Genomic DNA, 22863 nt, shown 5'->3' on the forward strand with positions numbered 1-22863 from the left:
AGGGGCTTTCGTATTTCTTCAAAAGCCACGTTCACCCATTGATATTAGCGCAAATCCATCCCAAATGCCGCATTTTCAACGGTTTTAGCCGATGATTCACAAAATGGAAGCCGGCTGAGGCGCGTTCGCGCGGCGTGGTCATATCAGATTGCGACGGTCGAGCCATTTCATGGCCAGCGCGCCGAACGGGATGCGCAGCCAATAGAAGCACACACGGTAGAGCAGCGTGGCCGACAGCGCCACCGCGGAAGGTACGCCGACTGACGAGAAGGCGAACAGCAGGGCCGCTTCGACAGCCCCCAGGCCGCCCGGGGTCGGCACGGCGGAGCCGAGCGTGTTGGCGAGCAGGAAGATGAAAATCGTCTCCATGGGATTCGTCGGATAGCCGAAGGCCAGCAGCGCGGCCCAGAATCCCAGCCCAGTGGTGATATTGAGCACTAGGGAGCCCAGCACGCAGACGAGCATCTTCGTGGGCTGCGAAATCACATCCACGAGCTGGCGTGCGTAGGCCTTGATGATCGGCAGGTATTTGACGACGAGCAGCCGGCGCAGCGGCGCGATGACCATCGCAGCGCAGAAGGCGAGCGCGGCGATGCCGATCACGACGATCAGCGTGGGGCCCGGTATCATGCCCGAGAGCGTATTGCGGCCGGTGAACAGGCCGATGCTCAGCACCAGCACAATGGTGCTGAGCGCCTGCACCAGCCAAGTGGCGCTCATGATCGCCGTCGCAGCGGCGCTGCGGTACCCGCTTTTGCGCAGGTACTGCAGGTTCACGACGGCCGGGCCGACGCCGGCGGGCATCGACACAGCCGTGAATCCTGACGCCGCCTGCGAGCAGAAGAGCGCGAATGGATGCCGTTTGTCCTTATCCATGAACGCGCCCAGCGATATCGAAGCGCCCACCCAAGCGAGAATGCTGCACGCGAAGCACAGGAAGGCCAGGCCGATTTTGGCCCGGCGCACCGCGTTGATGACTTCGTCGGGCTGCAGCTGGGTCAGGATGACGGCGACGGCCACGACGGCCATGGCGATGACGATGAAGGACCGCAGGCTGAAGCGCGACAGCGTCACGGGCTCGGCGTTCTCCGTGCGATCTTCAGGGGCCAGCGCATTCACGGCAGTGCGCATCTCGCCTAGCAGCTGCTTGCTCCAGCCGGGCAATGCGCGCGTGGCGTAGGGCACGGCGACCTTCTGCAGGAACGGCGTCAGCGCGATGAGCATGTCGTCGCCCCAGGCTGAACGCGCCGCCGCGACGGTGCGCTCGACGCCGATGAGGGAGGCGAGCAGACTGAGCAGCTGCACCTTGTCGAGCGCGACGTTCGCGCCACTGCTGGCGCAATCGCCGTTATGCCAGCCGGCCAGCACTATCGCGCCCTCGCCTGTGCGGGCCAGCGACTCGGGCGTGATGCGCCGGTGCGTGTAGCCGCGGTTGTTGGCGGTGCGCAGATAGCGCATGGCCGCTACCGCGTCCTCGTCGCTCAGCGAGTCGGGATCGCAGGGCTGCGCGACGCCCTCTGCTTGGAAGACGAAAAGCGAGGATTCCTCGCTATCGGTGACGCCGTACGCTTTCGGCGTGGACAGCCCCAAGTGAGCCAGCCCAAGAATCATCGCCAGATGATGGTGGTTGGCGTCGGTTGCCGAACGATCCCGCCGCATCGGGACGCCGGTGAGCCGCAGCCATTGCCATAGCTGGTTGAAGTAGCCCGCGCTGTGCGTCTGGGCGTCGAGGACGGAGACGATATAGCGTTCGCCGGCATCGTCCACGGCGTCGTAGATGCGCGAATTCTCTATGAGATCATCGTCCAGCGAGGTCTGCAGCACGCCGGCGTCGCCTTTGTCGCTCTGCCGGCGCGTGAGACTGACCAGCCGCAGATTGATGTTGCGCAGGGAATCAACGATCTCCTGCCCCCATTCGCCCTTGTTCTGCGTGCCGGCGGCGAAACGCAGCAGCATGCCGACCAGACGGCCGATCGCGAAGGAGGCGAGCGCTCCGGAAAGGGAATGCCAGGAGAGAATGACGAGCACGACGGCCACGGCGTAGAGAATGTTCCAGCTCCAGCGCACCGTGGAGCGCAGCCGGCGCGGGCCGGCGACGGTCAGAAAAGCGCCGATGCCGGCGTAGATGTCCGGCAGCAGGCCGGAGCCTCCCATCGTCGTGCCGGGGGAGGCGAATGGCGCGATCAGCGCCATCCCGCCGAAATGCGACAGTGCGAGGGACAGGACGCGAATCGCCACGTAGCCGCCGAACAACGCGATGACCGCGATGGAGGATTGCAGCCATTCGCGCCCGATGAGCATATGGGCCAGCACGCTGACGACGATGACGAATGTCGTCAGCTGCTGCACCACCGAGATGGGCATGTTCAGCAGCCAGTCGAAGGCCCGGCTCGCGGTGCGGGCGTCGGATTCGACGCCGGTGGTGAATCCGCGCAGATACACGGCCATCAGGATGACCGCCACAGTGATGATCAGCGCCAGCGCGGCATGCATGAGGTCGGCGAAGTCACGCGAGCGCTCAGGCGCGACATCATTGATGCGCACAGAGGGAGAAGGCTGTGGTGACGGCGATGGCGCCGGCGACGACGATGATGGGGAAGAATCCTGCATCGTCGCCGCCGGAGCGGATGCTTCGCTCCGGCTCATCGCTTCTCGTAGTCCACCAAGGTGCTTGCCAGGCCGGTGTATCCTGCAGGACTCAGCGTTTTGAGGCGCTCGGCGGTGGCGGGGTCGAAGGCCAAAGAGTCGATGAAGCCTTCGACGTCCTCGCGCGAGATCTCGTGTCCGCGCATCAGCTCCTTGACCTTCTCGTAGGGCTTCTCCATGCCGGGCAGACCGGCCAGCTCGGCGGCGCGCATCGCGGTCTGGATGGGTTCGCCGAGCACTTCCCAGTTCTCTTCGAGCTCACGGGCTATGACGATCGTGTTGGGGTGGATGGATTGCAGCCCGCCGCCCAGATTGTCCAGAGCCAGCAGCCCGTGGCCGAGCGCGGCGCCGATGTTGCGCTGGGTGGTGGAGTCGGTCAGATCGCGCTGCCAGCGGCTTTCCACCAGCGTGGCGGAGAGGGTGTCGAGCAGCGAGCAGGACAGTTCGAGATTCGCCTCGGCGTTCTCGAAGCGGATGGGGTTGACTTTGTGCGGCATCGTGGACGAGCCGGTGGCTCCCTTGACCGGCTCCTGCGCGAAGACACCGCGCGAGATGTACATCCAGATGTCCACGGCGAGATTGTGCAGTATGCGGTTCGTGTGGCTGATCGTGCCGTAGAGCTCGGCCTGCCAGTCGTGGCTTTCGATCTGCGTGGTGAGCGGATTCCAAGTCAGCCCCATGCGGTTGGCGACGAACTCGCGCGAGATCGCGATCCAGTCCGCGTCCGGGCAGGCTGCGACATGTGCGCCGAAAGTGCCGGTCGCGCCGTTGAATTTGCCGAGATACTCTTGGGATTCGACATGGCCCAGCTGGCGCCCGAGCCGGTGCGCATACACCGCGATCTCCTTGCCCAGCGTTGTTGGCGTGGCGGGCTGGCCGTGCGTCAGCGAGAGCATCGGCAACGCGCGATAGCGTTGCGCCATATCGCTCAGCTGGTCGGTTACGCGTCGCGCTGCGGGCAGCCAGACCTGCTCGACGGCGTTCTTCACGCAGCGGGCCGTGGCGAGATTGTTGATGTCCTCCGAGGTGCAGGCGAAATGCACTAGGGTTTTGAGTCCCGGCAGCGCGCTGTCCGAGCCGAGAACGCTGCCGGCCTTGTCCAGCTCGTCGTCGATGTAGTACTCGACCGCCTTCACATCGTGATGCGTCACCGCTTCGTAGGCCGCATGGCGGGCGATGCCCGCGGCATCAAAGCCCTCGGGGATGGCGCGCAGGAATTCGCATTCGGCTTTGCTGAGCGGATTGAGACCTTGGAGCACCGGTGCCGAGGCATTGCCGTCGAAGCCGTTGCTCAGCAGGATCATCCACTCCACCTCGACGCGCATACGCTCGCGGTTGAGCGCGGGTTCGCTTAAGAATTCAACCAGCGGCGCGGTTTGGCGGTGATAGCGGCCATCCAATGAGGTCAGGGCGATTGCGGGGGAGATATCAGTCAGCTGCATAGGCTACAGCGTACTTCGAGCCGTGAACCGCTCACGCATGCCTGGCTATGCCGCTCAGGATCGCAAAACGTTCGAACGCATCAACGAACCGCTCACGCATGGATGGCTCTGCCTCGAAACGAATCAGATCCTCGAGGACGGGCGAAGAACCGCTCGTGCACATCCGTGCATGCCCGGTCATGCATGGGGTCATGCACGGGTCATGCGCATTGTGACGCGATGCCGCGCACTGTGATTCATCGCGCCTTGTTCGCTGCCTTTCTTTGCCGCTTGCATTGCCTATCGCATTGGCGTGCGGGCGCCGATGCGCTCGCCAGGCGCGGTCGGCGGACCCGAGGCCATGCGGCCCTGCCAATAGGAGGTCTCTTCGAGCTTGCCGCTGACGATGTCCTGGAAATGCCGTTCGTGCCACTGCACGGCCGGGGAGCCGAGATCGCTCGCATTGCGGTACGCCGCTTGGTGGTATCGCAGATGATGGGTGCTCTCCTTGCGCTCCGCCGCTCCTTCGACGGGCGCGGAGGAGAACGGGTTGACGAACGCGGGCGCCGCCCCGGGCAGACATGATTCGTCGGCGTTGATTGCCGGAGACGTTCCGGAGGGTTCGGGCAGCGCCCTGCCGCGTATGGTCAGCCAATGTTCATCCGATGGATTCGCCGCCCCGTCGAGTGCCGCCACAAGCTCGTCCTCCATCTCGATGCTCGTCATCCAGGTTGAATGCGGCACGGGGTGATTGGCTACCGGCGACCCCGCGGTCACGACATGCTCGATGCGGTAGCTGTCCTTCATGTCGGAGGCGATCGCCGCAGCGACGATGCCGCCTTGGGAATGCCCGATCAGCGCCACCTGATCCGTGGACCCGATGCCGGCCTGCTTCATCGCTTCGGCCACCATGCGCGCGCTGTCGCCGCGCATCCGCTGGCCCGCGTCTGCGCTCATCACCTCCAGATTATGCGGCCATCCGAATGCCGAATCCGGCTTGCCGTCCGTACCGGGAATCGTGACCAGCCATGAGAGCGTGCCATCCGCATTGCGGTACTTCTGAATCGCTATCGTTCCGTAGTCGAGGTTGCTGCCGTTGCCGTTCGCGCTGGCGCCGGCGGCGTCGCGACGCTGCGCGGCAAGACGCTGCAGATTCGCCAGCGATTGCGCGACGCTGTGGGATTCGCCCACCACCGGTCGGGTGGCCTCCACGCGTTCGACGCGCAGCAGATTGCCTTGCGCGAAATCGACGAGGCGCGAGGTTCCCATGGACAGGATCCCTGCAGCGCGATCCACACCCGCTCCCAGACCGCTTACTCCCATCGCACGGACGTTGACATGGTTGCTTGCCGCGCGCAGTGCGCCTTCTTGGGCCCATGCGGTGCTGGACAGTGCGCCTAGGGGATTGAAACGACGTTCTCCGACCGAGCTGGCTATGGCGCCGCCTGTGGCCAGCGCGAGGAACCCTGCGGCGGTTTGCCAAGGTAATATCGTGCCGGAGCCTTCCATCAGCGAGTTCATCGCGCCGCGGGTGGCATGCTCCGCCTGCGAGTAGAGCGAATGGGCCCGGACCAGCAGACTGGCCATGGCGCTGAGACCCTGGCTGAGCGTCTGGCATTGGACTGCGGCATTGTCGCAGCCTTCGATAAGCGCATGGTAAGGCAGGCTTTCATGATCAATGCCGATGCCGAAATCAGCCGCGTCCGAGCCAGCCGCCAGTCCTGACGCGCCGCTGCCGGTCAGCTGGCAGATGCCGCTGGCGCGGTAATTGCCCAGTTGCAGCGCCGCAGCGGACCAGGCTGTGGCTTGTCCGGACAGCTGCGACGCGGCATCGTCCAAAACCTGTGCGATGCCGGCGTATTCCTCCCGTGCCGCCGCTGTGTAGCTTTTCCCGCCGCCGATGGAGGAGGTGACGCGCCATTTCATGATGCGCCGTCCTGCCAGAGCATCGTCTGCATCGCGCCGATATCCTCATCCGTTCGCACGGATGAGGCGGCGTCGGCGTTCATGCGTGCGTGGAAGTATTCGGCGGCCTTGCCTTCCCATTCAATTGTCGCGGATCGGGTGATCGCGGCTCGCGCGTAATCCGTTGCTTCGAGCGTGGAGCGCGCCAGCGAAGCGATGAGGTCACGGCTTGAGGCGACGGCATTATGGCATGGGCATGAGCCCGTGCCGAGCGGTCGCTGGGCTAGCCCAGGCAGAACAGGAACCTCGCCCCGCGCCTCTGCCAAAGACGCGGGGCGGCTGATATCGGCGGTGTAGTGCATACCGTCATTGAACGCGATGCCTCATCATGCCGGCAAGCGGTGCAGGGGCATGTGGTCGAACGCCCGCAGTTATCCACATTTCGGCGTGTCGTCGGGAAGGCATTGGCGATGAGGCGCAAAAGACACGCCGATCACCAAGGTTTGACGGCGGAATTCCCATTGTCGGTGCCTGCGGCGTCCCCGGAATCCGATTGCGCGTCGTCAGGGGAAGGCGACTGCTGATTCGCCTTGAGCAGATCATTGAGCTTGTCGCGCTGCTCTTGGCTCAGACCATCGCTCTGCTGGCCGTTCTCCAGCGTGCCCTTGCCGGCGGTGCCGGAGGAGCTCGCCTGCCCTGTCTGCTGTTTGGTGATTTCCTGGCTCGTGCGTGTGGTCAGGGTTTTGGAGACTTGGGAATTGGCGTGAATCGACGTTTTGACCTGCGGCAGCAGCAGGAAGCCGAACGCTCCGGCTTCGTCGAACTGCTCGTCGGTCTGCTGCTGACGGGTTTTCAGATCATCGAGATCGGCATTGGGGGAGGCTGCCGACTTGAGATTCGAAGTAAGGGACCGCGTCGCCTGATTATAGGAGTGGATGGCGGCTATATTGAATCCGCATACCGTTGCCACGGCGGTGAGCAGCGCCGCTACGGCGATCAACGCCACGCGCGTCGGGCGCGATGCGCGGGTCCTGCGGATCGCGCCCGTCCTGTGACGAGTGCCTTTGCGGAGATTCCCGGGGCCTCGATCCGCATTGTTCCGGATTTTCGCATTCCGCGTCATAGCGACCTCCTTGACATGACGATCCATGCGCCCAGCTCCCATGTGAGCAGCGCCGCCGCGGCGATGGCGAACGGCCATACGATCGGCGTGACGCGTTCGCGCCGCTTCGCGTCATCGCTCACCCTCCAGCGTCGGGAGACCTTGTCGGAGACGTGGCTCGCGACGCTCTGACCTTGGCTCAGAATGACGCTGCGCCCGCTCAACTCGTCGGCGATATCCTTGAGGTTCTTCTCGTTCATTGCCGAGATGCCGGGCTGGCCGGTGCTCGGATCCATCACCCACTGCGACTGCTCATGGGATGCGCCCGGCGTCGTGCCGGTCTGCGGTATCTTGCCGCCTTGCGTCGATCCTACTCCCACGGTGAAGGCGTCGTCGAAGTACTGGCGCAGCGAGGAGTAAGTGCGCCGGGCCTTCGTCGAGGTCTGCTCGCCATCGGTGATGAGATAGAGCACGATGGCGTCCTGCGGATGCTCGGCGCGTATGGATTTCGCAGTGAGCAGCAGCTGGTCGATTGGCGCGTCGAGCCGAGAGCCGGTGGAGAGCGACGTCGGCTCCACGGACAGCGTGTCCGCCCAGCTGCGGATCGCCAGCGTGTCAGGGGTCAGCGGAACATCCAATGTGCCGCTGACCCCGAAGCGCAGCGCCGCGAAGCTTGAATTCGGGTAGGCCGCCGCAATCCCGTCGACCGCCTGTTTGGCCGCATCGATTCTCGATATGCCGCCTGCGGATTCGTATCCGGCGTCCTCGACGGCCATCGAGCCGGTGACGTCGACGGCGAGCACCACATCGGTCGTGTTCACCGCGCGCAAGGCAGTGGGCGCCGCAATGCTGGGGGTCAGCGCCATGACGGCGACCAGCAGGCACAAAACCGTCCGGCGAATGCAGGCGGCAAGGGTCTCGTCGCTGCGTAAGCGATGCTTCACATGCATGACCGCAGTCAGCACGGCGAGCACGGCCATCGCGACTGCTATGGCCGCTCCGAGCGGCCATCCCAATGCGGGGGAGAGAGTCAGTCCATTCATCGTCGCAGCCTCCAGGCGAGTGCGAGCCACGCGGCGAGCAGCACCGCCAGCGCCAGCGTCCACCATCCGGGCGCGTCGATTATCGCGGCGCGTGAATTGACGTGGTCCGCAGCATCCTTGCGCCGTTCGATGTCGCGCACCAGATCGTTCACCGAGGAGCCGTCCCGCTGCGTGATGAACGTGCCGCCATGCGATTCGATCAGCGATTTCATCTGTACGGCCGATTCGTCCTGCTCGCTCGCTTTGGGGCCTGCATACAGGCCATCCACGCCTATCTGCGCCTTTGCGGTCAGATCGAGCGCCTCGCCGAGCGTGTAGGTGGGTTTGCCGGAGACCACGTTATCGGTGGCCAGCACAATGGACGAGGCGCGGGCGCGCCGCGCATCGTGCGCCGGCTTGGAACCATAGGCGAAGCCGGGAAGCATCGCGGCGCAGCTCACGACGCCGTCGCCGATCAGCGAGGTCTCATCGGTGCGGTTCTGCGTGCCCTCAAGCCAATCGGCTATCTTCTGGTAGTCGGAATCGCTCATATGGTCGATATCGCTTTGCGTTTCGACTCCTTTGAGAATCGCGCCGGCCGTCTTGAGCTGCTTGGCGACCAAGGCATAGTCATCGGTCAGCGGAAACACCGTGCGGGAGGTCGAATTGAAGATGCTCAGGCCGATGCGCTCGCCTTGGAAGCTGGAGACCAGCGACAGGTATGTGGCGATCACTTCGCGATCATAGGGAAGCGTCGAGCCTGAGACGTCGAGGCAGAGCACGATATCCCTGCTGCCGGCGCGTTCCTCGCCTTGGTCGACTTGTGCGGGACGAGCCACCAGCGCAATCGATATGATCAGCGCCGCAACCAGCGCCGCGCCGGCCAGCCGTCCCAGCGTGCGCCACTGCCGCAGCAGCTGCGAGGCATGCTCGCCGCCCAGGGCGTCGTCAAGGTCGAAGACCTGAGCGGCGCCAGCGGTGTCGCGCCGGCGTGAGCCGCCGAAGGCGGCGGCGATTATGATAACGGCCAGCACTATGGGCAGTGCGATCAGCGCGGCTAGCGGCCATTGCCATGACAGCATCATCAGCGCCACCTCTCCACGAGCCGGGACACCCATGCGCAGGCCTGCTCCACCGAAGTGTCACGCGCCTGGGCGTTGAGCGCGTCGTCGGCGAACTGGGGCGGGTAGAGCGCGGCGATGGTCTGCCGCAAGAGATCCAGCCCTCGGCGATTCATGTCGGTGCGCGTGCCCCGGTTCAGATCGAGCAGGGTCTGCGTGCTCATGTCCGAGCCGCTGGCCGTCGAAGCGTAATCCCGCGCGATTCGTGCCAGTTCGTCGAAGGACTCGTCGCGGGCGAGTTCACCGCGCTGGTGGCGGGCAAGCACCTCGTTGATTCTGCCGTGCCACACGGATTTGCCGCTGGCTGGGCTATGCGCCCCCAATGTCCTGGCCTGTTTTTCGACGCGCCGGGGGCGGGAGAGCAGCACGGCCAGCACGATCGCGACGATGGCGAGCGCAAGGCTTGCAGCCAGCACGATGAGCAGCGGCCCATACAACGGCAGCTGCTCCAAGGGCTTCAGGTCCTCATGATTCAGGGCGTTGAGCCTCATTATCCCTGCACCTCCGGCACCGTGCGCATCTCCGGCAGACCGGCGCGTATGCCAGCATGCGCGCCGGCTGCGAGCTGGCCGGCGGCGGGGCGCATCAGCGCGAACGAGACCATGGAGACGAAGCGGGAGAACATCGCCTCGCTGGAGCCGGCGCGTATCAGCTTCGAGCCGCAGATCGCCAGCTCATGCTCCAGCGCGGCGGCCAGAAACTCGCGGTGCGTTCTGACCTCCTGCGCGGCCTTCGCGTCGCGCACGAACGCTGGTACGCGGCGGCGCGAAACGCCGTCGACGACCTGATCGCACGCTTCGACGTCGAAAGGATTGAGGGTCGCCACGTCGATGAGCACCAGCGGATGGGTGCGGGCTATGGTGCGAATCGTGCGCAGATGGCGTTCGCGCAGCGCATGCTCGTCGGTGGCCAGCACGATCAGCGCCTCGCGGTCCTTGATGCGCCGGGCATAGCTCAGCAGCGCATCGATGTTGCGCGCCTGACGCCACTCGCGTTCAAGCGCGGCATCAAGCGTACGCTCGAATTGCGCGAACCCTCCATGGAAGGGCACCCGGGTGATCGACGCCGCGTCACCGAATACCACAGAGACATCGTCCGAGCGTTTCAGGCTCAGCCCGGCGAACATGCATAGGGCATTGGCGGCGACCTGATGGGCCATTTCCCCTGAAGGACAGGTGCCGCACATCTCGCGTCCGACATCGAGCAGCAGCCATGTGCGCGAGGTGACCAGCCGCTCGCGCTGCACGACCATGGGCCGGCCCGCGCGAGCGCTCGTTTTCCAATCGATGAGCCGCGCCTCGTCCTCGAAGGTGTAGGAGCGGATATCCATCACGTCGTCGCTGCCGAAGCGTCGGCGCGAGGTATGCTCGCCTTCCACGACGCCCAAGGCCTTGCGCACAGTCGGCAGCGTGAGCGAGCCCGCGAGCGCCTCAATGCGCCGACGGGTCGAGACACTCGCGGGCGACTGCGCCCCATTATGCCGCGCCGCGCCGCTCACTGTCCCGTCGTGCGGAGCGCTGCTGGTTTCCGCCTCGCCGATTCGCGCCCTGCCGGTCCGTATCTGAGCCGTGCCGGCACGCGCCCTGCCGATTCGTGTCCCAAAACTCATGGGACCGGCACTGCTTCCAGCACCGAATCGACGACCTGATCGGCCGACACGCCATCGGCCATCGCCTCGAAGGTCAGCACGATGCGATGGCGCAGCACTTCGTGCACGAATGATTTGATGTCTTCGGGTATGACATAGTCGCGCCCTGCCAGCAGCGCGTTCGCCTGGCCAATGCGCACCAGGGCGATCGAGGCTCGGGGGCTGGCTCCCAGCCGCACCAACGCGGACAGATCGCGCAGCGGGTGGGTGCCGGCGCCGCGCGAAGTCGCGGCGAGATCGACCGCGTAGCGCAGACACGAGTCCGAAACATGCACCCGACGCGCGCAGGAGCGCAGAAACTCCACGTCCTGGATGGAGAGCGCATCTCGGTTCAGCGTCAGCGGGTCGAAGGTATCGGAGCCGCGGCGAGTGAGCATTTCCAGCATGCGCTCCTCCTCGTCGGCAGTGGGGTAGGTCATGACGGCCTTCATCATGAAACGGTCCATCTGCGCTTCGGGAAGGTTGAAGGTGCCTTCCTCCTCGATCGGATTCTGCGTGGCGATCACCATGAACGGCTTTGGCAGCGCGATGCGCTCGCCTCCGATGGTCGTAGCGCCTTCGGCCATCGCCTCGAGCATCGCGGACTGGGTTTTCGCGTTTGAACGGTTGATCTCGTCCAGCAGCACGAAATTGGCATGAATAGGGCCGATCTGTGTGCTGAAGCGCTGCGTGGAGAAGTCGAAGACCTGCGTGCCGACCAGATCGGAGGGCATGAGATCTGGGGTGCATTGCACGCGTTTGAAGGTGCCGGACACCGAAGTGGCCAGAGTCTGCGCGGCCGTCGTCTTGGCCAGCCCGGGCACCGATTCGATCAGGATGTGGCCGCCGGCGGCCAGCGTGACGATCAGGGATTCGCGCAGGGTCTCCTGGCCGACGAGGGTCTGGGCGAAGCGTGAGCGAAGGCGGTCCGCCAGCACGTGCGCACGACTGAGGTCTTCGGCGGCAAGCGGATGGCCTCCTCGGGGATTCGCCGGCGCAAGGCTGGGCTGTTCGGGCATATGCGGTGGGGTGGGGATTAACGGCATTATTTCACTCTATCCGGCGTTCGGTTGCGATTATTGTCAAGCATTACGGTTGTCTTGGGCAATACAGTCTCAAGTATTGTAGCGGCTATGGGCGAGAGGGGGCTGCGGGCAGCGACCAGTCGACGGCCGTGGATCCCATCGATGTCAGCGCCTGGTTGGCCTTGGAGAAGGGGTGTGAGCCGAAGAATCCGCGCGAGGCGGACAGCGGGCTGGGGTGCGGCGACTTGATGACGACAGCGTTGGTGAGCAGCGGTTCCAGGCTTTGCGCATTGCGCCCCCACAGAATCGCCACAAGCGGCTTCGCTCTGCCCTGATCGTCCGTTCTGGCGTTCAGCGCCCGTATGGCCTGGTCGGTGACGATCTCCCACCCCTTGCCTTGGTGGCTGTTGGGGCGGCCCGCCTGGACGGTGAGGCATCGATTGAGCAGCATCACGCCTTGGCGCGTCCACGGCGTCAGATCTCCGTTGGCCGGCATCGGCAGGCCCAGATCGTCGCCAAGCTCCTTATATATATTGATCAGGCTTTTGGGCAGCGGCCGCACCTCAGGCGCGACGCTGAAGCTCAGGCCCACCGGATGCCCCGGAGTGGGGTAGGGGTCCTGGCCCACGATGAGCACCTTGATGCTGTCGAAGGGGATGGTGAAGGCGTGAAGAATGTTTCTGCTCGCCGGGAGATAGCGATGCCCCTGGGCGAGTTCGCCGCGCAGGAAATCCCCCATGCGGTGGACCTCGGGCTCGACGTCGGCCAGTGCCGACGCCCATCCCGGGTCGATGATCTCGGACAGCGGCTTGACATGCGTATGGGTCATGGACTCCACTGTAGTAGCGGCGCATGAGTTGTGCATGCCGCATTTGCGCGGCGCCGTGATTCGCGCCGAATGCGGTTCGGCCTTCGGGTCGCGTTACACTCGGTGTGATATCGCACGCAGCATGATAGGTGCATGCTGGTGCAGCGGCTGCAAGGAAAGGGACGTGGTATGGCGCGCAAGGAAGAGAACGCGGCGGATTCCTACGAGAAGGATGCATTCGATACGCCCCCGGCAGGGCCGGTCGGCGTGCATCGTGGCAAGCAGGCCTTCTCGCGCCGCGCGATGCCATTCGTCGTGGTCGTCGTCATCGCCGCGCTGGCGGGTCTGCTCGTATGGGGGATCTATTCCGGTGAAATCGCCAAGATCCACATGCCTTGGCAGTCGGCGGCCACGTCGTCGCAGCCGGCGAGCACGCCGGGCAAGTCGTCTGCGACGGCCGCGCCTTCCGATTCCCAGTCGCAGACGGCGTCGCAAAGCCCCAGTGATCAGCCGTCGCAGCCGGCTCAGACCTCGCAGCCGGCTCCTCAGCAGACCGTCAACAAGGCCGCGGCCGTGCAGGTGCTCAATGCCACTGGAGTCACAGGATATGCCGCGCAGAAGGCCGCCGTGCTGACGCAGAACGGCTACACCAGCGTGACCGCCGCGAATTCCACCGGCCAGATTCCGGCCGCTTCGGTGGTGTGGTACCAGAACGAGACCGATCAGACGACGGCGCAGGACGTGGCCAACGCCCTGGGCATCGCCAACGTCGAGCAGTCGCAGCAGATCGGCACGCCGATTGTCGTGGTGCTGCTGAACTAGGCGCGGACGGCGCAGGCCGCCGCACGGTCCGATGTCGCATGACGGCCCGCTTATGCGGTTTGCGCGGCTTGGTCCTTTGACGCCTTGCCCTGATGCTTCGGCGAGCCGCTCGGCGTTTCTGACGTGGCCAAACGTTACAATGATTTTCAGCTGCGAGGTGGGAGGCCCGGAATCAACCGGACTTTCTGTATGTATTCGCGGCTACTCGAACGAGAGATGATAATTATGGCACAAGGCACTGTTAAGTTCTTCAATGCAGGCAAGGGATACGGCTTCATCAGCCCCGACGACGGGAGCGAGGACGTGTTCGTGCACTATTCCGCGATCCAGAGCAACGGCTTCAAGAAGCTCGATGATGGAGACAAGGTTGAATTCGAATCCGAGCAGGGTCCCAAGGGCCTGCAGGCCACGAGCGTGGTGAAGCTCTGATTCGACGATTGGACGCGAAATCCGTGCTGTCCGGCGGTGCTGTAAGCTAACAGTGCTTAGGCGAGAGCGGAATCGATGCCAATGTCTGTGAGGACCCTGACCGATACGGTCGGGGTCCTTTGCGTTGTATGGCGCGGGTACGGGCGGCGACGCCTGCGATTTTCTTGCCAACAGCGCAATCGGCAGACTCGTGTTGGCACTCGACGGGGCCGAGTGCTAATCTCCCAATTAGCACTCGGAGCCTGAGAGTGATAATCGGCAGCTGACGGCTGGTCGTTGCTTCTGGGTTCGGTGTGGAAATGTCCCATGTAGCCATATGTGGAGGAATAATGGCAAAGATTATTGCATATGACGAGGAAGCTCGCCAGGGTATGCTCGCGGGCCTCGATAAGCTCGCCGATACCGTCAAGGTGACTCTTGGACCCAAGGGCCGCAATGTGGTGCTCGACAAGAGCTACGGCGCGCCGACCATCACGAATGATGGCGTCTCGATCGCCAAGGAGATCGAGCTTGAGGATCCGTACGAGCGCATCGGCGCCGAACTGGTCAAGGAAGTCGCCAAGAAGACCGACGACGTGGCTGGCGACGGCACGACGACTGCGACCGTGCTCGCGCAGTCCCTCGTGCATGAGGGCCTGAAGAACGTGGTCGCCGGCTCGAACCCGATCGCGCTGCGCCGGGGCATCGAAAAGGCGTCCGACACCATCGTCAAGGAGCTGATCGCTTCCGCGAAGGAAGTCGAGACCAAGGAGCAGATCGCCGCCACCGCAACGATCTCCGCCTCTGATCCGGAGGTCGGCGAGCAGATCGCCGAGGCGCTCGACAAGGTCGGCGAAGATGGCGTGGTCACCGTCGAAGACAACAACCGTTTCGGCCTGGACCTCGAGTTCACCGAGGGCATGCGCTTCGACAAGGGCTACATCGCTCCCTACTTCGTGACCAATGCCGAAGAGCAGACCGCTGTTCTTGACGATCCCTACATTCTGCTCACCTCGGGCAAGCTTTCGAGCCAGCAGGATGTCGTGCACATCGCCGAACTCGTCATGAAGAGCGGCAAGCCGCTGCTGATCATTGCCGAGGACGTCGACGGCGAGGCGCTGCCGACCCTGATCCTCAACAAGATCCGCGGCACCTTCAACTCCTGCGCGGTCAAGGCCCCCGGCTTCGGCGATCGCCGCAAGGCGATGCTGCAGGATATGGCCATCCTGACCGGGGCGCAGGTCGTCTCCGATGAGCTGGGCCTCAAGCTCGAGTCCATCGATCTGTCCGTGCTCGGCACCGCCAAGAAGGTCATCGTCTCCAAGGACGAGACCACCATCGTCTCCGGCGGCGGTTCCAAGGACGAGGTCGCTGCGCGCGTCTCCCAGATTCGTGGCGAGATCGAGAACACCGATTCCGACTACGATCGCGAGAAGCTGCAGGAGCGTCTGGCCAAGCTGGCCGGCGGCGTGGCGGTCATCAAGGTCGGCGCGGCCACCGAGGTCGAGGCCAAGGAGCGCAAGCACCGCATCGAGGATGCCGTGCGCAACGCCAAGGCGGCCATCGAAGAGGGTCTGCTGCCGGGAGGCGGCGTGGCCCTGGTGCAGGCTGCCGTGAAGGCCGAGAAGTCCGCTGACATCACCTCGCTGACCGGCGAGGAGTCCACGGGCGCCGCCATCGTCTTCCGCGCCGTCGAGGCGCCGATCAAGCAGATCGCCGAGAACTCCGGCGTCTCCGGCGACGTGGTGCTCAACAAGGTGCGCGAGCTGCCCGAGGGCGAAGGCTTCAACGCCGCGACGAACGAGTATGAGAACCTGCTCGCCGCAGGCGTCGCAGACCCGGTGAAGGTGACCCGTTCCGCGCTGCAGAATGCGGCGTCGATCGCGGGCCTGTTCCTGACCACCGAGGCCGTCGTGGCCAACAAGCCCGAACCGCCGGCCGCCGCTCCCGCTCCAGGCGCCGACATGGGCTACTGAGTTCAGCCGAGGCGTGTGACTCAGTCATGAGTTCGAACCGGTGAAATAAACGGTGCGCACGAGGTCCCGATCCGAAAGGGTCGGGACCTCGTCATATGCGCAGGGTCATATCAGTAGGCGAAGAGATGGGAAGCCTGCGTTTCGGCGTCGGCGTAGACGCTCGAAGCCTGCGTCAGCGCATTCTGGATGGATTCCAGCGAAGCTTCCATCTGCTGTTGCGAAGCCCTCCACTGCTCGGCCACAGCAGAGAACTGCGTGGACGCCGCGCCTTTCCACACGCCTTGCAAGGCGGCGAGATTGGCATACATGCCGGCCACCGCCTCCCTGATCGATGCAACGGATGCGGACACTGCCGCGCTTGAGGATTGGATCTCTTCCGAGTCGACTTGATACTGTGCCATGATGGCTCCTTTGCTGTTGGCGCACTGCTATTGTGCTGGGTTGCTGATACTGCTTGGCGATCGGGCGGTGGAACCCGGCCGCTACTCTAGAAGCTATGCGAATGACGAGGAACAGGTGCGCAAAAACGGGTCATGTGGTCGAAGGCTTGCCGATTTCGGCCTGCTTCGGCGTGTCGCGGCCGTGCGAAGACAATAACCGCACTGCGTGGCGGCGCAAGGCACTGCACCGATGCGAATATGCCGGCGGCTACGGCGCCGTTGCGCTGTTGGTCTGCCTCGTGCTGCTCCTATGCGCGATGCCCGTCAACGTTGCGTTCGCCGATGAGAGCCGGAATACGCCGGGCCAGATGACCGTCACCGACAACATCACCGATACGCAGAATCTGCTCGGGGACAATGTGGGAGCCGTCACCGATGCCATCAAGAAGACGAAGAAGGAGTCGGGCGTCGACGTCAGGCTGCTGTATGTGGACACCTTCGGCGATGTCTCGAATCCGGAGCGATGGGCTTCGGATGTGCTCGAATCGACCAAGCCCGCGCCGAACACGGTTATGCTCGCCATCGCATCGGGAGATGGCAATCTCGTGGTCGTGGTCTCGCCAAAGTCCGATGAATGGCTCAGCAGCAAGAAAACCGCCGACGAGCTTTCGAAGGCCGCCTTGGATCCGTTGACTTCTAAGGATACGCCCGACTGGTCCGGCTCCGCCATCGCGATGATGAATCGGCTCGACACGCTCAGCCAGACTTCGACATCGAGCGGAACCTCGCGCATCGGCGTGGGCCTGATGATTGCGATTCCCGTGGCGTTGCTGGCCGCGGTCGCCATAGTGAAGCTGCTGCGCCGGCGACGCGCCGCCGGCGCCATTGCCGACGATGCGGCCGCCGCCGGCTCGATGCGGACCGATGGCACGGAAGCAGCAGACGAAGCAGCTGAGGACTCTGCTGCGCCGGCGCCGACCCGGGGGCGTCGAAGCGGACGGCATCGTCGGTGATGGCCGCAGGACCGTGAAGGATCGAACAACACACCGACGTCCGATGTTCCGCGCTGAGCGAACGTAGCACACTGTTTTCTGCCCTGCTGCGACTGCAATGTTGTTCTGCAAGATTCAGGGTACATTCAGGAAATCATCAGCAGTAGGAGCAAAGCTGAAGTTTATGAGCAATTCCATAGAAGCATCGATTGTTGTCGTAGACGACGAGCCCTCCATCAGGGAGCTGCTCGTCGCCTCTCTGCATTTCTCGGGATTCGAAGTCGAGACGGCCGCCTCCGGATCGGCTGCCATCGAGGTCATCGAAAAGACGCTGCCCGATCTGATCGTTCTGGATGTCATGCTGCCCGATATCGACGGATTCACCGTGACCCGTCGCATCAGGCAGGAGGGCATCACCGCCCCGGTGCTGTTCCTCACGGCTCGTGACGACACGCAGGACAAGGTCATGGGGCTGACCGTGGGCGGCGACGACTACGTCACCAAGCCCTTCAGCCTTGAGGAAGTCGTGGCTCGAATCCGCGCCATATTGCGCCGCACCCGGGATGAAATCGAAGACGACCCGATCATTCGGGTCGCCGATCTTGAAATCAACGAGGATTCGCACGACGTGTCGCGCGCCGGTCAGAGCATCGATCTGAGTCCGACCGAATACAAGCTGCTGCGCTATCTGATGGACAACGAGGGGCGGGTGCTGTCCAAAGCGCAGATTCTCGACCATGTCTGGCAGTACGACTGGGGCGGCGACGCAGCCATCGTGGAGTCCTACATCTCCTATCTGCGCAAGAAGGTCGACGGGCTTGAGGTCTACGACGGACAGGGCGGCAAGCGCAAGGTGGTGCCGCTCATCGAGACCAAGCGCGGCATCGGCTACATGATCCGCGAGCCGAAGACGAACCAGGCCGCCTGATGACGACGGAGGGCGGCGCGTCGCTCGATTCGCTTGATTGGCTTCGTTCGGCAACGCGTCGACGTCTCGACGCCATACCGCTGAGCACCAAGCTGCTCGCCTGCATGCTGGTGCTCCTGCTGGTCGGCACCGTCGGCATCTCGTTGTCGATCCGGCAGCTGGTGAGCAAGTACCTGCTGGACAAAACCGATACGCAGCTAAGCCAGCAGGCGGAGCTGGTGTACAACAACGTCGATCTGCTGCGCAGCAAAGACACGAACCAGGCTGCGGCCGGGCCGACCGACTATTTCCTGCAGATACGCAATACGCATAACGCCGTGGTCGGCGACGTTCTGGTGCCCACGCTCAAGGATGGCGTCGTTTCGATGCCCACGCTGCCGGCTGACGGCTCGATGGGCGGCGTGGAGCTCAACAAGCCCTTCACCACGCCGGCGAGCGTGAAGATGAACGGTCCGAGCGCCTCGCGCGCCACCATGGTCGCGGCGCAAGCCCCTTGGCGCGTGCTGGCGTTGCGATGGGTCGCCAAAGTCGACGACAGCACAACCAATGTGGGCGGGGTCGTATACATCGGACTGTCCCTAAGCGACCAGATCGACACAGTAAACAGGCTGACGCGCTACTGCACGATGGTGAGCATCGTCATCGTGCTGCTCGGCGGAGCGATCGCCTCCCTGCTGATCCAGCAGACGCTGACGCCATTGAAACGCATCGAGAAAACCGCTGCGAAAATCGCCGCCGGCGATTTGAGCCAACGCGTTCCCTCGGCTCCGGAGAACACGGAGGTGGGCTCGCTCGCCGCCTCGCTCAATACGATGCTGGCGCGTATCGAACGCAGCTTCCACGAGCAGGAGGAGACCACGGAGAAGATGAAGCGCTTCGTCTCCGACGCCAGCCATGAGCTGCGCACGCCGCTGGCGACGATACACGGCTACTCCGAGCTCTACGCGATGCAGCGCGACACGCCGGGCGCACTGGAACGCGCCGACGAATCCATAGCCCATATCGAAGCCTCAAGCGCGCGCATGACGCTGCTCGTGGAGGATCTGCTCTCGCTGGCGCGGCTCGACGAAGGGCGCGGCATCGACGTCACCCAGCATGTGCAGCTGACCGGCCTGCTCGCCGACGCCGCCGACGATCTGCATGCGCTGGATCCGGATCGGGGCATCACCCGTGGCATCGTGCGGCTGGATGGCGGGACGAGCGGGACCTATCTGCGATTCGAACAGGGCGATATGCCGCAGGTGGCGCTGAAAGGCGACGGCTCGCGGCTGCGTCAGGTGATCACTAATATCGTGGGCAACATCCACCGCTACACTCCGGCCGATTCGCCGGTCGAAATAGCCTTGGGCGTGCTGCCGGCCTCCATCGAGCTGGGGCGGCTCTCCGCAATGGCGTCTGACGCGGCATCCCTGCGACGCTTCATCGAAGCCGCGGAAGTGGGGCAGTCTTTGCGCAACGGCATGGATTACGCCGTGGTGCGTTTCATCGACCACGGGCCGGGGGTTCCCGAATCCTCGCAATCCCAGATCTTCGAACGCTTCTACACCGCGGATCCCTCCCGGGCGCGGCAGAAGGGCGGCACGGGACTGGGCATGTCGATCGCGCAGTCCGTCGTCAAGGCGCATCGCGGATTCATCTGCGCCTCCACGTCCGAAGGCGGCGGCCTGACGCTTACCGTCGTGCTGCCTACCGGCACCAGCCATGTCAAACCCGAGCAGGCGGGCGGCCAGGAGGCCGAAGGCGCGAAGGCCAAGGGCAGGTCAAGACCAAAAGCCAAGCAGGAGAAACGTCCGAAAAGGAGCAGGGAGTCCAAAGATCCTAAGCAGCCCAAGCAGCGATAGGCGCGTATCCATCCCCCGCGCTGTTGCCCATATGCTGCCGATACTGGGCGGACTCGTGTATTTCCTGCGTTGAAACGCATGAACCAGCCCAGTAGCCGTTACCTTCGCGAGCGTGACGGTGCGCCTGCAACGCAGGGATCCGCGCTCTGGCCGGGGTTGCGCTAAACTGGTGTGTTGATTCGCGGGATGCACAGAAGATCCCGCAAGGAGCGATGGAACGAGTGAGGTGTTGCTATGCCCAGCGGACGGGTACGTTGGTTTGACGCGAACAAGGGGTACGGGTTCATCACAGGCGACGACGGCAAAGACGTGTTTCTGCCGTCGGCGGCGCTGCCTGCAGGCGTGACGACGCTGCGCAAAGGCGCCAAGGTCGAATTCTCAGTCGCCGATGGGCGCAAAGGCCCGCAGGCCATGGACGTCACGCTTGCGGCGGCTGCGCCATCGCTGGTCAAAGCGACCCGGCCCAAGCCGGATGATATGGCGGCCATCGTCGAGGATCTGATCAAGCTGCTCGATTCGGCAGGCAACGGCCTGCGCCGCCGCCGCTATCCTTCGGCGGCGGAGAGCAGAAAACTCGCCACGCTGCTGCGCGCCGTGGCTGATAACTTCGATGTGCAGGACTGAGAACGCATGACTGAAACGACACAGGACCCCCGCAGCATCGCCCGCGATGCCGCAGCCGAGGCCGCTCAGGATGCGCAGCTGGTCGGCGACTTCGTCGAATCCATCGATATGGATGGCGGCGTCACCGATTTCCGTTTCGTGGCGCTTAATCGCGGCTATGAAGGATGGCAGTGGTCGGCCATGCTCTACCATGATGTCGAACTCGACCGGTGGACGGTTAACGAGACCACGCTGATTCCCACGGATGCGGCTCTGCGGCCGCCGGCATGGGTGCCGTGGAAGGATCGTCTGACGGCCGCCGACCTGTCGGTGACCGATTCGATCGGCACCGAGCCGGATGATCCGCGTTTGGAAGACGGATTCCGCAGGACCGCTCCTTCGCTAGAAAAAGATCCATCCGACGCGCAGCCTTCCAACGTACAGTCCTCTGCTGAGGAGTCGTCCGATGCGGATCCTTCGGATCCGGCGCAGGACTCCGGAACCTCCCAAGGCCCTGCGGGCGAGGAGAACGGCACGAATGCAGCGCAAACCGCCGCGGCCGCTGATTCCGGCAGCGAGGAGGCCGAGCCAGCCGCCTCGCAGTCGGATGTGGACGAGATGGTGGAGGAGTTCGATCTGTCGCGCCGCCATGTGATGAGCCTTTTGGGCCGCTCGGAAACCGCGAAGCGCTGGTATGAGGGCCCGCGTGGACCCAAATCGCTGTCTACGAAGACGGCTGCGGGCAAGGTCTGTTCGACTTGCGGCTTCTTCATTCCGCTCAAGGGCGACCTCAACGTGCTGTTCGGTGTGTGCGCGAACAAGTGGAGTCCCGATGATGGACGTGTCGTTTCCATCGACCACGGCTGTGGAGAGCATTCGGAGATCGAACCGCCTGAGACCGCTCCCTTGTGGGTCCAATCCGAGCCGGCGTTCGATGACCTGCACATCGATGTCGTCGCGCAGGCTCCGCGCGAAGAGCGCAGCGAGGTCGAACTCATCGAGAAGCTCACGGACACCGATGATTTAGAACCCGCGGCGACCGATGCCCGGAGCGAAGAGCATCGCGCCGCGATAGGCGAAACGGATGTCGCCGCTGCCAGCGATGCCAATGCCGCTGAACTGCAGGGAACGGCGCCGTTGTCGGAGATTTCCGAAGAAGCCTCCGACAACGAATGAGAAGCCGGAACCGATTTGGTGCCAGAAGAAACGATGTTCGGCTCAGTGCACCACGGTGATGGGGCACTGAGCTAGGCTCACGACCTGACGAGAGACCGACCCGAGAAAGCGCGCGTCCAAACCGTTAAGACCCCTGGAGCCCATGATGAGCTGTCCGGCGTAACGCGAGGCATTGAGCAGTCCCTTGGCCGCAGGAATGTGGAAGGCGTGCGCCTGAACCTCAATCAGGTCAGGGATGTGCGCCGTTTCTACTATGTCCTTGACCAGCTCCTCGGCATGGGCCTGACCGGCAGCGATCGGCGCGACCGCATTCTCGTACCCTGGTATGGGACCCAGCTCTTTGAGCTGCCAGCAGAGCACGACATGCAGCGGCACGCGATGCAGCTGCGCGGTGCGCGATGCGAGGAGCAATGCGCGCTGCGCGGCGGGGGAGCCATCGACAGCAGCCACGACGGGCTGATCCTGCGCTGGCTTTATTGCCGTCGTGGCGTAATCCCGGGACGATCCCAGAGCCGCCGCGATGCTGTTGCTCACAGCGTCCTCGTCGGCTTCCACGCTCGGCACGATGGTGACGGGCACATGCGACTCCTCAGCCAACGCTGCGGAAGTGGAGGGGGAGAGCCAGCGCATCACGCGCCCCAGCGAACGCCGTCCGACGACAATCCGCTGCGCCTGCGAGCCGATGTGCAGCAGCGCCGCCGTGCCGGAGGCCCTGACAGGCGTCAGCGTGATGTCATGAGGGTCAATGTCGATGTCTTGGCAGGCTTCGGCGACCCATTCCCGCAGCTTGCCTGTGATCCGATCACGCATGGCGAACCAGTCCTCATCGGTCTGCGGCTCGCCGCCCATGCCCCACGAAGTCGTCCATCCGAAGACCGCATTGACATGCTGCCTGCTGAGTTCGGCCTCGTGCAGCGCCCATCGCAGCGCGGCGAACGACTCGGGCGACCCGTCCACGCCGACGACGATATCCGTTTCGGCAGCGTTCCCGAGAGAAGCGTCGCCTTGGCGCGTGGTTTGCGTTTGTTGCTTGTCATCCATGGTGTCCTCCTTGATACCG

General features: G+C 64.0%; 21 protein-coding genes. 8 read left to right on the forward strand and 13 right to left on the reverse strand.

The annotated features are described in order from the left end of the window. Positions 1 to 138: 138 nt before the first annotated feature. The 11 genes from BISU_RS01295 to BISU_RS01345 form a co-directional block, all read right to left on the reverse strand. The gene (locus tag BISU_RS01295) at positions 139 to 2610 is read right to left on the reverse strand and encodes a lysylphosphatidylglycerol synthase transmembrane domain-containing protein (protein WP_081672730.1); all 2472 of its coding nucleotides are present in this window, start codon (positions 2608 to 2610) and stop codon (positions 139 to 141) included. A gap of 32 nt (positions 2611 to 2642) precedes the next feature. Beyond that, positions 2643 to 4088 carry an adenylosuccinate lyase gene (gene purB, locus BISU_RS01300; RefSeq protein ID WP_024463722.1) on the reverse strand — a complete coding sequence of 482 codons (1446 nt, stop codon included), beginning with the start codon at positions 4086 to 4088 and terminating at the stop codon, positions 2643 to 2645. A 279-nt stretch (positions 4089 to 4367) separates the two neighbouring features. After that, positions 4368 to 5993: a PGAP1-like alpha/beta domain-containing protein gene (locus BISU_RS01305; RefSeq protein ID WP_024463723.1), complete on the reverse strand. Its 1626-nt coding sequence runs from the start codon at positions 5991 to 5993 to the stop codon at positions 4368 to 4370. Next, positions 5990 to 6334 carry a hypothetical protein gene (locus BISU_RS01310; protein ID WP_024463724.1) on the reverse strand — a complete coding sequence of 115 codons (345 nt, stop codon included), beginning with the start codon at positions 6332 to 6334 and terminating at the stop codon, positions 5990 to 5992. Before BISU_RS01310 ends, BISU_RS01305 begins: the two co-directional genes overlap by 4 nt. Positions 6335 to 6465: 131 nt before the next feature. After that, the gene (locus BISU_RS01315; RefSeq protein ID WP_024463725.1) at positions 6466 to 7095 is read right to left on the reverse strand and encodes a DUF6466 family protein; all 630 of its coding nucleotides are present in this window, start codon (positions 7093 to 7095) and stop codon (positions 6466 to 6468) included. Then, entirely contained in the window at positions 7092 to 8117 is a 1026-nt protein-coding gene (locus tag BISU_RS01320) for a vWA domain-containing protein (protein WP_024463726.1), read from the reverse strand. Before BISU_RS01320 ends, BISU_RS01315 begins: the two co-directional genes overlap by 4 nt. Then, positions 8114 to 9181, reverse strand: coding sequence for a vWA domain-containing protein (locus BISU_RS01325; RefSeq protein ID WP_024463727.1), 1068 nt, complete (start codon positions 9179 to 9181; stop codon positions 8114 to 8116). The genes BISU_RS01320 and BISU_RS01325 overlap by 4 nt, the downstream gene beginning before the upstream one ends. After that, positions 9181 to 9708 carry a hypothetical protein gene (locus BISU_RS01330; RefSeq protein WP_024463728.1) on the reverse strand — a complete coding sequence of 176 codons (528 nt, stop codon included), beginning with the start codon at positions 9706 to 9708 and terminating at the stop codon, positions 9181 to 9183. The genes BISU_RS01325 and BISU_RS01330 overlap by 1 nt, the downstream gene beginning before the upstream one ends. After that, on the reverse strand, positions 9708 to 10826 hold the full coding sequence (locus tag BISU_RS01335) for a DUF58 domain-containing protein (protein ID WP_081672720.1): 1119 nt from the start codon (positions 10824 to 10826) through the stop codon (positions 9708 to 9710). The genes BISU_RS01330 and BISU_RS01335 overlap by 1 nt, the downstream gene beginning before the upstream one ends. Next, on the reverse strand, positions 10823 to 11890 hold the full coding sequence (locus tag BISU_RS01340; protein ID WP_024463730.1) for an AAA family ATPase: 1068 nt from the start codon (positions 11888 to 11890) through the stop codon (positions 10823 to 10825). The genes BISU_RS01335 and BISU_RS01340 overlap by 4 nt, the downstream gene beginning before the upstream one ends. Positions 11891 to 11975: 85 nt before the next feature. Beyond that, positions 11976 to 12698 carry a uracil-DNA glycosylase gene (locus BISU_RS01345; protein ID WP_024463731.1) on the reverse strand — a complete coding sequence of 241 codons (723 nt, stop codon included), beginning with the start codon at positions 12696 to 12698 and terminating at the stop codon, positions 11976 to 11978. A 168-nt stretch (positions 12699 to 12866) separates the two neighbouring features. Here BISU_RS01345 and BISU_RS01350 point away from each other — a divergent pair, with 168 nt between their 5' ends. The 3 genes from BISU_RS01350 to groL all read left to right on the forward strand — a co-directional run bounded on the left by BISU_RS01350 (position 12867) and on the right by groL (position 15883). Continuing rightward, the gene (locus BISU_RS01350; protein WP_024463732.1) at positions 12867 to 13499 is read left to right on the forward strand and encodes a LytR C-terminal domain-containing protein; all 633 of its coding nucleotides are present in this window, start codon (positions 12867 to 12869) and stop codon (positions 13497 to 13499) included. Positions 13500 to 13724: 225 nt separating this feature from the next. Then, a complete protein-coding gene (locus BISU_RS01355) occupies positions 13725 to 13928 on the forward strand; it encodes a cold-shock protein (protein WP_024463733.1) in 204 nt (67 codons plus the stop codon). A 329-nt stretch (positions 13929 to 14257) separates the two neighbouring features. Beyond that, a complete protein-coding gene (groL, locus tag BISU_RS01360; protein ID WP_024463734.1) occupies positions 14258 to 15883 on the forward strand; it encodes a chaperonin GroEL in 1626 nt (541 codons plus the stop codon). A 110-nt stretch (positions 15884 to 15993) separates the two neighbouring features. Here groL and BISU_RS01365 read toward each other — a convergent pair whose 3' ends face one another. Continuing rightward, complete coding sequence (locus tag BISU_RS01365; protein ID WP_024463735.1) at positions 15994 to 16284, reverse strand: WXG100 family type VII secretion target; 291 nt, start codon at positions 16282 to 16284, stop codon at positions 15994 to 15996. Between the two features lie 101 nt (positions 16285 to 16385). Here BISU_RS01365 and BISU_RS01370 point away from each other — a divergent pair, with 101 nt between their 5' ends. The 5 genes from BISU_RS01370 (at position 16386) to BISU_RS01390 (ending at position 21803) form a co-directional block, all read left to right on the forward strand. Continuing rightward, entirely contained in the window at positions 16386 to 17276 is an 891-nt protein-coding gene (locus BISU_RS01370; protein WP_226839152.1) for a TPM domain-containing protein, read from the forward strand. A 163-nt stretch (positions 17277 to 17439) separates the two neighbouring features. Further along, the gene (locus tag BISU_RS01375) at positions 17440 to 18183 is read left to right on the forward strand and encodes a response regulator transcription factor (protein WP_024463737.1); all 744 of its coding nucleotides are present in this window, start codon (positions 17440 to 17442) and stop codon (positions 18181 to 18183) included. Further along, positions 18183 to 20024: a sensor histidine kinase gene (locus BISU_RS01380; protein ID WP_024463738.1), complete on the forward strand. Its 1842-nt coding sequence runs from the start codon at positions 18183 to 18185 to the stop codon at positions 20022 to 20024. Before BISU_RS01375 ends, BISU_RS01380 begins: the two co-directional genes overlap by 1 nt. A 234-nt stretch (positions 20025 to 20258) precedes the next feature. Next, on the forward strand, positions 20259 to 20648 hold the full coding sequence (locus BISU_RS01385) for a cold-shock protein (protein ID WP_024463739.1): 390 nt from the start codon (positions 20259 to 20261) through the stop codon (positions 20646 to 20648). A 6-nt stretch (positions 20649 to 20654) separates the two neighbouring features. Next, positions 20655 to 21803, forward strand: a complete 1149-nt coding sequence (locus BISU_RS01390; protein WP_024463740.1) for a DUF3027 domain-containing protein — start codon at positions 20655 to 20657, stop codon at positions 21801 to 21803. 42 nt (positions 21804 to 21845) lie between these two features. On the opposite strand, the gene BISU_RS01395 is transcribed toward BISU_RS01390, so the two are convergent. After that, the gene (locus BISU_RS01395; protein ID WP_024463741.1) at positions 21846 to 22844 is read right to left on the reverse strand and encodes a universal stress protein; all 999 of its coding nucleotides are present in this window, start codon (positions 22842 to 22844) and stop codon (positions 21846 to 21848) included. Positions 22845 to 22863 lie beyond the last annotated feature (19 nt).

It is taken from the genome of Bifidobacterium subtile, assembly GCF_000741775.1.
Taxonomy (GTDB): Bacteria; Actinomycetota; Actinomycetes; order Actinomycetales; family Bifidobacteriaceae; genus Bifidobacterium; species Bifidobacterium subtile.